Raw genomic sequence first — 12264 nt, 5'->3', positions numbered from 1 at the left:
CGGCGGCATCAGGGCCCGCCGAACTCGGTCTTGATGATCGTGAGAAGCTCGTCCGCGGTGGACGACTCGAGGTCCCCGCCGGGACCGCCGCCCCCGTTCCCGGGCCCGGAGTCCCAGCGGGACAGCAGTGCGCGCAGCCGGCCGGCGATCGCCGCCCGCTCGTCGTCGGTGGTGACCGCCGTCGACAGCGCCGCCTCCCAGCGGTCGAGCTCGTCCACCAGGCCGGCGGCCGTCGGGGCGGAGTCCGGCACCAGGGCGGTCCGCAGATACTCGGCCAGGGCGGCCGGCCTCGGGTGGTCGTAGATCAGGGTGCTGGGCAGCCGCAGCCCGGTCGCGCGGACGAGCCGGCGGCGCAGCTCGACCCCGGAGAGCGAGTCGAACCCCAGTTCCTTGAAGGACAGGCCGGCGGCCACCTCCGACGCCGACTCGTGGCCGAGCACGATCGCGGCCTGCCGCCGCACGGTGTCCAGCACGACCGTCTCGCGTTCGGCCTCGGACAGGCCGCGGAGCCGGTCCGCGAGCGTCGTGGTCTGCGGCTCGTCGGGCTCTTCCTCCGCGCCCGCGCCCTCCGGTTGCGGCACGCTCGGGGCACCGGTTCCGGGCGCCTCCGGAGCAGGCCAGTACCGGCGGCGCTGGAAGGCGTAGGTGGGCAGCCCGACGCGCCGGGCGCCGCTGCCCGCGAACACCCCGTCCCAGTCCACCGCCGCGCCCCCGGCCCACGCCTGCGCCAGGGAGGCGAGGAAGCGCCGCGCCCCGCCGTCGCCGCGGCGCAGCGACCCCACCGCCAGGACCTCGCGACCGGCGTCCTCGGCGATGTCGTTCACCCCGGAGACCAGCACCGGATGCGGGCTGACCTCGATGAAGACATCGTGACCGCCGCGGACCAGATCCCGCGTGGCGGCGTCGAAGCGGACGGTCTCGCGCAGGTTGGACAGCCAGTACCCGGTGTCGAGGGCGGCGGTGTCCAGCCGCTCCCCGGTGACCGTGGAGTGGAACGCGAGCTCGCCGGAGGTGGCGGACAGCGGCCCCAGCGCGTCGATGAGCTCTTCGCCGATCCGCTCGACATGGGCGGAGTGGGAGGCGTAGTCCACCGCGATCGACCGGTTCCAGACCCCTTCGCCGTCGCAGGTCTTCCCGAACTCGGCCACGGCCTCCGGGTCGCCCGAGACCACGACGGCCCTGGGGCCGTTGACCGCGGCCACCGACAACCGGTCCGGCCAGTGTTCGATCCGTGCCGCGGCCTCGCCCGCGGGCAGCGCGACCGACATCATCGCGCCGGTCCCCGCCAGGCGCTCGCCGACCAGGCGGCTGCGCAGGGCGACGATCCGCGCGGCGTCCTCCAGGGACAGGGCACCGGCCACGCACGCGGCGGCGATCTCCCCCTGGGAGTGCCCCACGACCGCGTCCGGCTCGACCCCGTGAGAGCGCCACAGGCCCGCCAGCGCGACCATCACGGCGAACAGCGCGGGCTGGACGACGTCGACCCGCTCCAGCGACGGCGCGCCCGGGTCGCCGCGCAGCACCTCGGTCAGTTTCCATTCCACGAACGGCGCCAGGGCGCTCTCGCAGTCGGCGATCAGCCCGGCGAAGACCGGGGACCACGCGAGGAGCTCGTCGGCCATCCCCGGCCACTGCGAGCCCTGCCCCGGGAAGACGAAGACCGTGCGGCCCCGGGTCGCGGCCTCGGACTCCACCACCTCGGCGGACGGGTCGCCCTCGGCCAGCGAGGCCAGCGCCGCGAGGAGCCCGTCGCGGTCGGCGCCGACGACGGCCGCGCGATGGGACAGCCCGGCCCGCGTCGTCGCCAGCGACAGGCCCACGTCCGCCGGGTCCAGCTCGGGGCGGTCCTGGACGAAGGACACCAGCCGGGCCGCCTGTGCCCGCAGCCCCTCGGCCCCCTGTCCGGACACCACCCAGGGGACGGCGTCCATGGGCGTGCGGACCGGCTCGTCCGCCGCCTCGGACGGCACGTCGCGGGAGAGCACGACATGGCAGTTCGTTCCCCCGACACCGAACGAGCTCACCCCGGCGAGGCGCGTGCCCTGCCCCGGCCAGGGCTCGGTCGCGGTCGGCACCCGCAGGTTCAGCGACTCCAGCGGGATGTCGGGGTTGGGTGACTCGAAGTTGAGGCTCGCCGGCAGCTCGCCGTGCCACAGGCTCAGCACCACCTTGAGCAGCCCGGCGATCCCCGCGGCCCCTTCGAGATGGCCGACGTTCGTCTTGACCGAGCCGACCGGCAGCGGGCGGCCGGAGGGCCGGGCCGCGCCCGGCACCGCGCCGAGCGCCGCCGCCTCCACCGGGTCGCCGCGCCGGGTGCCGGTGCCGTGCAGCTCGACGTACTGCACCTCGCCCGGGGCGACGCCGGCCCGCCGGTACGCCTCGCGCAGCACCTCTTCCTGGGCCGCGACGTCGGGCGCCGTCAGGCCGGGGCCGCCGCCGTCGTTGTTGACCGCGCCGCCGCGGATCACGCAGCGGATCTCGTCGCCGTCGGCGGTCGCGTCCGAGAGCCGCTTCAATACGACCAGCCCGCCGCCCTCGCCGCGGACGAAGCCGTTCGCCCTGGCGTCGAACACGAAGCAGCGGCCGTCCGGCGAGAGGCCGCCGAACTTGGCGGCGCCGACCGTGCTGTCCGGCGCCAGCGTGAGGTTGACGCCTCCGGCCAGCGCGAGGGACGACTCGCCCCTGCGCAGGCTCTCGGCGGCCATGTGCACCGCCACCAGCGACGACGACTGGCCCGTGTCCACCACCAGGCTCGGCCCGGTCAGGCCGAGCACGTAGGAGAGCCGGTTGGCGATGATCCCGCGGTGCAGCCCGGTCATCGTGTGGCGGGTGATGGCGGCCGGGCCGCGCCGGTGAAGCAGGGTCGCGTAGTCGTCCCAGATGGCGCCCACGAAGACCCCGGCACGGCTCCCGGTCAGCGTGTCCGGCGCCAGCCGCGCGTCCTCCAGCGCCTCCCAGCCCAGCTCCAGCACGAGCCGCTGCTGGGGGTCCATCGCGACCGCCTCGCGCGGCGACACCCCGAAGAAGCCGGCGTCGAAGCCGGCCACCCCGTCGATGAAGCCGCCCCAGCGGGTGTTGGCCTTCCCGGGCGCCGCCGGGTCGGGGTCGTAGAACGCGCCGGCGTCCCAGCGGTCGGCCGGCACCTCGGTGACCGCGTGCTCGGCGGTTCGCAGCAGCCGCCACAGCTCCGCCGGGCCGGCCGCACCGGGAAGGCGCGCGGACAGACCGATGACGGCAATGGGCTCGTCCCCTTCCACAGAATCCGGACCCGGCCGCCGAGCACGTTCCCGTCCATTGCCGAACATGGCCACTCGCGAAACCCCCACCTTCTCAGGTCAATTCAGAGATCGGGCAAGTGAATGAGGCGCGCGCCCTTCAGGCCGCGATTCGCGGCGCCGAAATCGGCTCGTCCCACCTCTCGCGGTGGTCGTACACCCAGCTCAGGGAGGCCGTCTCGTTGAGCGTGACGCGCTTGAAGAACAGCGGCAGGACCAGGTCCCGCATGCGGCGGCGGAACTGGCTGGAGACGATCATCAGGTCGCCCGCCCGCTTGCCGAAGGCGACCATCTTCTCCACCCGCGGCCGGCGCAGGCTCACGAAGCGGCCCAGCGCCTCCTCGACGTCGGGGATGTCGCGCAGGCACTTGCCGAGCACGACCGAGTCCTCGATCGCCATCGACGCGCCCTGGCCGGCGGCCGGCGACACCGCGTGCGCGGCGTCGCCCATGATCACCATCCGCCGGTCCTGCCACGCGGGCACCGTCGGCAGGTCCTGGATCGGCCAGGGCGCCCAGATGTCCTCGGTGGCCGCGATGATGTCCCGCGCCGCCGTCTTGTCCTGGGAGAACAGCTCCAGGAGCCGGCCCCGCCACTCGTCCGGGCCGATGGCCGCGAGCTCCTCCCGCGTCGGCTCCTCCGGCCAGTGCGGCGCCGCGTACCACCAGATCTGCCCGTCGGCGTCGTGCACGTAGGAGAAGAAGCAGCGCTTGCCGAGCAGCATGTACTCGGTGCCCGGCTCGCCCGGCGCCGAGACTCCGTCGGCGTAGCCGCCGGTGTTGACCAGCCGGCCGAAGCGCGGCCGCGGCGCCTCCGGGTCGATGATCTTCCGGACGGTCGAGTGCAGGCCGTCGGCGCCGATGAGCAGGTCGCCGTCCACCTTCCGGCCGTTCTCGAAGTGCCCGACCACCCCGTTCGGGGTGTGCTCCGCGTCGACCAGGCGCATGCCGAACTCGAACGGGATGCCGCGGCGGATCGCCTCGTCGCGCAGGGCCACGTACAGGTCCGCGCGGCGGACGGCGCGGCTCACGATCCCGTTGGGGCCGGCCTTGCCGTTGGGGACCAGGGACAGGCTCCGGCCGTTGCCCATGAAGTAGCGGTTCCGGGGGATGTCGAACCCCTTGTCCAGCGCCGTGGAGATCCCGAGCTCGTGCAGGGCGGTGTGCCCGTTCACGGCGAGGACCAGGTTGGTGCCGACCCCCTCGGCGCCCCTGTCGTAGGCCTCGAAGACGACGGGGTCGTAGCCGGCCTTCTGCAGCGCCATGGCGCTCGCCGGCCCGGCGACTCCCCCGCCGATGATCAACGCGGTGGTCATGCGCTCTCCTGTCGAAAGGTCGTCATGCGCCGGCAGGCAGCGTTTTTCCGCACCGGGGCCTGCCAGGGAACGGTTGGTCGAGCATAAGCGCGGGACAACCCGCTCCCCCAAGAGGGGAAAAACGAAATTGCGGGTGTTAGGGGGCGTCTAGGGGTAGGGGCCGGCGGCCGGCTCGGCATAGTTTCAGAATCGGCAGGAGTCCATTCACGAAGGGGCCCCATGAACGTCCCATTCCTCGATCTGCGGGCGCCGTACGCCGAGCTGCGGACCGAGATCGACCAGGCCGTCCAGCGGGTGCTGGGCTCGGGCCGGTACCTCTTCGGACCCGAGCTCGAGGCGTTCGAGGACGAGTTCGCCGCCTACTGCGACGCCGCGCACTGCGTCGCGGTGGGCAACGGAGGCGTCGCGCTGGAGCTGGTGTTCCGGGCGCTGGACATCGGCCCCGGGGACGAGGTGATCGTGCCCTCGCACACGTTCTTCGCGACCTGGGCGGCGGTCTCCGCGGTCGGCGCCCGCCCCGTCCCGGTGGAACCGGAGGAGGGCACCCGCAACCTCGACCCGGCCCGGATCGAGGCGGCCGTCACCCCCAGGACGCGGGCGATCGTCCCGGTGCACCTCTACGGGCAGCCCGCCGACCTGGAACCGATCGGCAAGATCGCCGAACGGCACGGACTCGCCGTGGTCGAGGACGCGGCCCAGGCGCACGGCGCGCGCTACCGCGGGCGCCGGATCGGCGCCGGTTCGCTCGCCGCCACGTTCTCCTTCTACCCGGGCAAGAACCTGGGCGCCCTGGGCGACGGCGGCGCGGTCGTGACGCGGGACGCGGCCCTCGCCGAGCAGCTGCGGCTGCGGCGCAACTACGGGTCCCGCGTGAAGTACCACCACGAGGTCCAGGCGGGCAACACCCGCCTGGACGAGCTGCAGGCGGCCGTGCTCCGGGTCAAGCTGCGGCGGCTGGACGAATGGAACGCCCGCAGGTCCGCGGTCGCCGGGCGCTACCTCCGGGAGCTCGCGGACGTGGACGGCCTCGAACTGCCCGCGGTGGCACCGTGGGCGGATCCGGTCTGGCATCTGTTCGTGGTGCGCTCGGAGTTCCGGGACGAGTTGCAGGAGCGGCTGGCCGGCGCGGGCGTCGGAACCCTGATCCACTACCCGGTGCCCGTCCACCTGTCGCCCGCGTACGCGTCCCCCGACCGGCCCGCCGGGTCGCTGCCGCTGGCCGAACGCCTCGCCGCGGAGGTGCTCAGCCTCCCGATCGGACCCCATCTGTCCGGCCGGGAGGTAGACGCCGTCGTGGCGGCGGTGCGCGGCGCCTGAGCACGCGGGCCCGGGGCGCGCCGCGCACGAGCGCGCCCCGGGCACGGGCGGGCGGCGGCGGGGTCAGCCCGCCTGGGACGGCACGAGGTCCTGGCCGGGGTACAGGTCGGCGAGCGCCTTGACGGGCTCCCACCAGCGGGTGTTCTCCCGGTACCAGGCGACCATGTCCGCCAGCCCCTTCTCGAAGGAGATCACGGGCTCGAAGCCCAGCTCCTTCTCCAGCTTGGTCCCGTCGATCGCGTAGCGCAGGTCGTGCCCCTTGCGGTCCTCGACGTGCTGCACGAGAGCGGGGTCGGCCTCGCACAGATCGAGCAGCCGCCGGGTGATCCCCAGGTTGCTGACGGGCGTGCCGCCGCCGATGTTGTAGACCTCGCCCGCGCGTCCCCCGGTGAGGACCAGGTGCAACGCGCGGCAGTGGTCCTCGACATGGATCCACTCGCGCACGTTGCGCCCGTCCCCGTACAGCGGAACCGGCTCGCCGCGCAGGAGCCTGGTGATGAACAGCGGGATGAGCTTCTCGACATGCTGGTACGGCCCGTAGTTGTTGGAGCAGCGGGTCACCGAGACGTCCAGGCCGTGGGTCCGCCAGTACGCGAGCGCGATGAGGTCGCTGCCGGCCTTCGACGCCGCGTACGGCGAGCTGGGCACCAGCGGCCACTCCTCGCTCGACGAGCCCGTCTCGATCGAGCCGTACACCTCGTCGGTGGAGACGTGCACCACCCGCTCGACCCCGCCGCGCACGCACGCCTCCAGCAGGACCTGCGTGCCGCCGACGTTGGTGTCCACGAACTCGGCCGGCTTCTGCAGCGAGCGGTCCACGTGGGACTCGGCCGCGAGGTGGACCACGGCGTCGTGGCCGGGCACCAGGTCGCCGAGGAGCCCGGCGTCCCGGACGTCGCCCTGCACGAACGTGAGCCGCGGGTGGTCGGCGGGCAGGTTCGCCCGGTTGCCCGCGTAGGTGAGGCTGTCGAGGACGGTCACGGCGGCGCCTTCGTGACCGGCGTAGTCTCCCTCCAGCATCGCGCGCACGAACTGCGAGCCGATGAACCCGGCCGCTCCCGTCACCAGAACCCTCATCGGTCCTCCCCCGGCGTCCCGTCGCCGCTCAGAGGCCCTCGCCCGGCCCGGGCGGCGTCGCGCAGGAACTCGTCGTAGTCGCGGTAGTAGTCGGACTCCTCGTAGTGCCGGGACGCGAGCACCACGGCGACCGCCCCGGAGGAGAAGTTCGTCAGGTCGCGCCAGATCATCGGCCCGATGTAGAGGCCGACGCCGGGGTCGCTCAGCCGGTGCCGCCGCCGCTCGAACCCGTCGTCCAGCGTGATGTCGAAGCTGCCGTACGCCGCGATGACCAGCTGCTCCAGACGGCGGTGGGCGTGGCTGCCCCGGTCGGCCCCGTCCGGGACGTCACTGATCGAGTAGTAGCGCTTCACCTCGAACGGAATGTGCTGGGAGGTCTCGACGACGAAAATGCATCCCACCTCGTCGCGGTGCTCCTCGAGCTTGATGATCTGCGGGGCGATCATTTGCCGACTCCGACGAAAAGGCCGCGGCCGGTGGCCAGGCCGTCGACGTATTCCACCGCGAGCCCCGCCCGCCGGAAAGCGTCCTCGTACTGCACTTGTTCGAAGAGCGTGCAACGGTGCGTCTCGGTGAAATGCCGGGCCCCGGACTCGGCGTCGGCGATGACGTAGTGCACCGTCATCAGCGACGCGTCGCCGTCGAGCCTGGAGTGCGAGAGCCGGACGATGTCGTAGCCCTCGACCTCGACCGCGTCGCTGGCGACGTACCCGTCGAGAAAGGTCTCGGGGAACCACCACGGCTCGATGACCACCACACCGCCCGGCTCGAGGTGCTTGGCGAACGTCCCCAGCGCCGCGTCCAGGTCCTCCGTCGTGCCCAGGTAGCCGATGGAGCTGAACAGGCAGGTGATGGCGTCGTAGCCGCGCGGCAGCCCGAAGTCGCGCATGTCGGCGCGGTGCAGCGGGACCCCCGGCGTGCCGGCGCCGGCCACCGCGAGCATCGCCTCGGACGCGTCCAGCCCCTCGACGCGATCGAACAGCCCGGCGAACCTGCGCAGGTGCGCGCCGGTGCCGCAGGCGACGTCGAGCAGGGAGCCGGCGTCCGGCCGCCGTTCGCGGATCACCTCGGCGACCCGGCCGGCCTCGGCCTCGAAGTCCTTGCCGCGGGCCTCGTGCAATGGCTCGTAGATTTTCGCCGCATCGATCTCGTACATATGACCTCCGCAAAGAGTTCCCGAGGCTCAGCCGCCGTTTCGACCAGCCGCCGCGCGAGACATTCGGCGGTGTGCGGCGGATTCGCGGCGAAGAAGCTTGACGCCTCAGTGGGCCACGCTGCGCCGATAGCGTTGCTGCCGTCATGTTAGGAGTGGCGGAATTGGGCCAACAACCCCTACTCGTCCCCTAGAAGAAAGGGCCCACAGTTTCTTGGAAAAGGGGGCGTGGGCGGTGTTCCCGGGTAGGCGTGCGCGCCCGTCCGCGGCCGCGCGAACGGGATCCGGCGGCGATGACGGGGCGATGGCGATGGCAGCGCCGGCGCGCGGCTTCACGGGCAGCGCGACATCGTGGAGCGCCGGCTCGACCGGGCTGACCGACGCGAACGGCTCGAACGGCTAGTCCAGCATCACCCGGAGGGCCTCGCCGATGTCGGCGCCCGTCGGCGCGTGCTCCGGCTCCAGCAGCCACTGGAGCGCGAGGCCGGGCAGCATCGCGACCACGAGCGAGGCGATGGTGCGCGCCGTCCGCTCGTCGGCGTTCGGGGAGAGCTTCTGGATCCCCGCGACCAGTCCGCGCCGGGTCTCCTCGAAGCCGGCGGCGAGCTGCTCGCGGACCTCGGGGATGTGCTCCGCCTGGGCGAACGCCTCCATGGCGGAGACCCACAGCGTCCGGTGGGTGGCGAAGGACTCCACCAGCAGGGTGCACGCGGTCTCGAACCGCTCGAGCTGGTCGCCTTCGGGGTCGACGTCGGTGGACAGCGCGCTCATGACCGTGTCGAGCTCCTCGCCCCACTCACCGAACGAATCGATGATGGCGGTGGTCAGCAGCGCTTCCTTGGAGCCGAAGTGGTAACCGATCGAGCCCAGGTTCGTCTTCGAGGCGGCGACGATGTCGCGGGCCGTCGTACGGCCGTACCCGCGCTCGTAGAGGCAGCGCTTGGCTCCCATGAGCAGATCTTCACGATGTCCCACGTCGAGATCCTATCAATCATCCGTGCTATACAAACTTATAAGACGTTCGTATAATCGAGCCATGGTCAACACTGAAGCACGAGCCGGCAGGCGCGAGTGGATCGGCCTCGCCGTGCTCGTGCTGCCCACGCTGCTGGTCTCCATGGACATGACGGCGCTGTTCTTCGCGCTGCCGGCCCTGAGCGCCGACCTGCAGCCGAGCAGCTCGCAACAGCTCTGGATCATGGACATCTACGCCTTCCTGCTGGCCGGATCCATGATCACGATGGGCGCGCTGGGCGACCGGATCGGCCGCCGGAAGGTGCTGCTCATCGGCGCCTGCCTGTTCGGCGTGACGTCCGTCCTCGCGGCCTACGCCAGTACCGCCGAACTGCTGATCGCCGCCCGGGCCCTGCTCGGCGTCGCCGGCGCCACGCTGGCCCCCTCGACCCTGTCCCTGATCCGCAACATGTTCCACGACGCCCAGCAGCGCCGGACCGCGATCGCGATCTGGACCGCCGGCTTCTCCGGCGGCGCCGGGCTCGGGCCGATGCTGGGCGGGCTCCTGCTGGAGAAGTTCTGGTGGGGGTCGGTGTTCCTGGTCAACGTGCCCGTCATGATCCTCCTCCTCGTCCTCGGGCCGCTGCTGCTGCCGGAGTACCGCGCCCCGAAGGCCGGAAGGTTCGACCTGTTCAGCGCGTTCCTCTCGCTCGCCGCGGTGCTGCCGGTGATCTACGGCGTGAAGATGGCCGCGGAGGACGGGGCCGACCCGCTCCCCATCGGATCGATCGCGGTCGGCCTGGTCGTCGGCTACCTCTTCCTGCGGCGCCAGCGGCGGCTCGCCGACCCGCTCATCGACGTCGGGCTGTTCGCCAACCGCGGCTTCAGCACCTCCATCGGCGCCAACGTCCTCAGCATCTTCGCCATGGTCGGCTTCGGCTTCTTCGGCACCCAGTTCATGCAGCTCGTGCTGGGCATGCGCCCGCTCGAGGCCGCGCTCTGGACCCTGGTCATCGCACCCTCGATCGGCCTGTCGGTGATCGTGGCCAGCACCCTGGTCCGGTGGATCCGACCCGCGTACGTGGTCGCCGGCGCGATCGCGCTCATGGGCGCCGGCTTCGTCATCCTCGCCCAGGTCCAGGTGGACAGCTCGATGCTCGTCCTGGGGCTGGGCTTCATCATCCTCACCGGCGGCGCGGGCGCGGTGGGCGCGCTCGCCGTCGACATGATCGTCGCCGCGGCCCCGCCGGAACGGGCCGGCGCCGCCTCCGCGCTGTCGGAGACGGGGTCGGAGTTCGGCGGCGCCCTCGGCGTCGCCATCCTCGGCAGCATCGGCGCCGCCGTCTACCACGACCGCATGGACGACGCCGTCCCGCAGAGCCTTCCGCCGGAGGCCGCGGAGGCCGCCAGGGACACCCTCGGCGGCGCCTCGGAGGTCTCCAGGCACCTGCCGGAGCAGATCGGGATGCCGCTCGTCGAGACCGCGCAGGAGGCCTTCGCCGCGGGGATGCGGGTGTCGGCGGTCACCGGCGCGGCGATCATGGCGGTGACCGCCGTCATCGCCGCGATCACCCTCCGGCACCTGAACCCGGCCGGCGCCGCGGAGGACGCGGTGGAGGACGCGTCGCCCGCGCGGACGCCGGAGCTGGTCGATGAACCGTGAACCCCTGAACGCGGCAGCCGCGGCCGGCCCCGGGTCCGGGTCAGCCGCGGCTGCCGCGCAGCCAGTCATCGACGGCCTCGGCGGTCGTGGCGGCGTGCGCCTCTTCCAGCATCGTGAAGTGGTCGCCGGGCACCCGGATCGAGGTGTCGGCGCCCGGGAAGACGGCCCGCCAGTCGTCGGAGCCGGACACGGCCGCGTCCCGCGCGGCCAGCGCGATCGGTTCCTCGGCGCCGACGAAGAGGACGGGGGCGTCGAGGCCGGCGAGCCCCTCCTCGCCGATCAGCCGGACGTAGCGCCCCATCGACGACAGCCGGGGCGCGGTGAACGGCCCGAGCTCCGACTCCCGCTCGAGCAGGCCGTAGAGCATGCTGTCCCAGACCGCCCTGGTGGCCTCGTTGTAGACCACATAGGTGTCGAGCAGGACCACCGTCTCCGGGCCGCGCCCGAGCCGCTCCAGGTGGGCTGCGGTGGCGTGCGCGAGGATCCCGCCGGACGAGGTGCCCAGGAACGCGAAGGGGCGGTCCCCCGCGTCGCGCCGCACGGACTCGGCGAAGACCTCGACGGCGGCCCGCATCGATCCGGGCAGGCCCTCCCCGCGATTGACGCCCGGCACCCGCAGCGCCGACACCTCGCGAACGCCGCGGAAGTGTTCGGCGAAGCGCACGTACTGCTGCACCCCGGCGAGAGCCATCGGCGACGGGAAGCAGTAGAGGACGGGCTGCTCGGGCCCGCCCGCGAGCCTCACCGGCGGCGGCACCTCGTCGAGGTCGCCGACGGAGTCGACGCGCGGCCGGGTCGCGGCGACGGCCTCCAGCATGTCGAAGCCCGGCTGCATGCGGCCCGCGCGCACCGCCTCCCGGAAGATCGCGCTCAGCGTGTCGCCCTCCGAGCCGAGGGCGGGCCCGGACGGCCCCTGCGGGTTCTGCGCCAGCTCCGCCAGCACGTGCCGGACGAGCTCGTCCGGCGTGGGAAAGTCGAACACCACCGTGGTCGCGAGCTCCAGCCCGGTGGCCGTGTTCAGGGCGGCGCGCAGTTCCAGCGCGGTGGCCGAGTCGAAACCGCTCTCGAAGAACCCGAGCTCCGGATCGACCTCGTCGGCCGAGGCGTGGCCGAGCGCACGGACGGTCAGAGCCAGCACGATCTCCCGCACCCGCAGCTCCCGTTCCTCCGGGGGCAGCTCGCCGATGTCAGGCCCCAGCCGTTCCGCCTCCAACTCGGGCACGGCCGCGGCCAGCGCTGACACGTCGTACACGCCCGCTGCGGGAGTCTCGAGCCAGTAGCGGCGGCGCTGGAAGGCGTAGGTGGGCAGATCGACGCGCCGTGCGGCGGTGCCCGCGAACACCGGTGCCCAGGACACCGGCCCGCCGCGCGTCCAGAGCCGTCCCATCGCACCGATCACCGACGACACCTCAGGCTGGTCCTTGCGCGACACGGGGATGAACTCACCCGCCCCCGTCGCCGACAGCACCGCCGACGGCCCCACCTCCACGAAGTGGGCCACGCCCTCGGC

Annotated in this window: 9 protein-coding genes; 2 read left to right on the top strand and 7 right to left on the bottom strand. The window is 72.7% G+C overall.

Going from position 1 to position 12264, the window contains the following annotated elements; all coding sequences use genetic code 11:
- Positions 1 to 8 precede the first annotated feature (8 nt).
- Both ACFPZN_RS50440 and ACFPZN_RS50435 read right to left on the bottom strand, forming a co-directional pair.
- The gene (locus ACFPZN_RS50440; RefSeq protein WP_378291388.1) at positions 9 to 3257 is read right to left on the bottom strand and encodes a type I polyketide synthase; all 3249 of its coding nucleotides are present in this window, start codon (positions 3255 to 3257) and stop codon (positions 9 to 11) included.
- Positions 3258 to 3375: 118 nt separating this feature from the next.
- Positions 3376 to 4590 carry an FAD-dependent oxidoreductase gene (locus ACFPZN_RS50435; RefSeq protein WP_378291386.1) on the bottom strand — a complete coding sequence of 405 codons (1215 nt, stop codon included), beginning with the start codon at positions 4588 to 4590 and terminating at the stop codon, positions 3376 to 3378.
- A gap of 219 nt (positions 4591 to 4809) precedes the next feature.
- Between ACFPZN_RS50435 and ACFPZN_RS50430 the strand changes: the two genes are divergently transcribed.
- Positions 4810 to 5907, top strand: a complete 1098-nt coding sequence (locus ACFPZN_RS50430; RefSeq protein ID WP_378291384.1) for a DegT/DnrJ/EryC1/StrS family aminotransferase — start codon at positions 4810 to 4812, stop codon at positions 5905 to 5907.
- Between the two features lie 63 nt (positions 5908 to 5970).
- Here ACFPZN_RS50430 and rfbB read toward each other — a convergent pair whose 3' ends face one another.
- The 4 genes from rfbB to ACFPZN_RS50410 all read right to left on the bottom strand — a co-directional run bounded on the left by rfbB (position 5971) and on the right by ACFPZN_RS50410 (position 9112).
- On the bottom strand, positions 5971 to 6984 hold the full coding sequence (rfbB, locus tag ACFPZN_RS50425) for a dTDP-glucose 4,6-dehydratase (protein ID WP_378291382.1): 1014 nt from the start codon (positions 6982 to 6984) through the stop codon (positions 5971 to 5973).
- A complete protein-coding gene (locus tag ACFPZN_RS50420) occupies positions 6981 to 7430 on the bottom strand; it encodes a sugar 3,4-ketoisomerase (RefSeq protein WP_378291380.1) in 450 nt (149 codons plus the stop codon). The genes rfbB and ACFPZN_RS50420 overlap by 4 nt, the downstream gene beginning before the upstream one ends.
- A complete protein-coding gene (locus tag ACFPZN_RS50415) occupies positions 7427 to 8140 on the bottom strand; it encodes a class I SAM-dependent methyltransferase (RefSeq protein WP_378291378.1) in 714 nt (237 codons plus the stop codon). Before ACFPZN_RS50415 ends, ACFPZN_RS50420 begins: the two co-directional genes overlap by 4 nt.
- 396 nt (positions 8141 to 8536) lie before the next feature.
- Complete coding sequence (locus ACFPZN_RS50410) at positions 8537 to 9112, bottom strand: TetR/AcrR family transcriptional regulator (RefSeq protein WP_378291376.1); 576 nt, start codon at positions 9110 to 9112, stop codon at positions 8537 to 8539.
- Positions 9113 to 9173: 61 nt separating this feature from the next.
- Between ACFPZN_RS50410 and ACFPZN_RS50405 the strand changes: the two genes are divergently transcribed.
- Positions 9174 to 10754 carry an MFS transporter gene (locus tag ACFPZN_RS50405; protein ID WP_378291374.1) on the top strand — a complete coding sequence of 527 codons (1581 nt, stop codon included), beginning with the start codon at positions 9174 to 9176 and terminating at the stop codon, positions 10752 to 10754.
- A gap of 40 nt (positions 10755 to 10794) precedes the next feature.
- Here the strand turns inward: ACFPZN_RS50405 and ACFPZN_RS50400 are convergent.
- Positions 10795 to 12264 (bottom strand): thioesterase domain-containing protein (locus tag ACFPZN_RS50400; protein ID WP_378291373.1); only part of this gene is annotated, 1470 nt, incomplete at its 5' end.

The sequence above is a fragment of the Actinomadura rugatobispora genome, assembly GCF_042656285.1.
GTDB classification, from domain to species: Bacteria; Actinomycetota; Actinomycetes; order Streptosporangiales; family Streptosporangiaceae; genus Spirillospora; species Spirillospora rugatobispora.
Note: the sequence above shows the minus strand (reverse complement) of the source record. Positions and strands in the feature narration are given on the sequence as shown.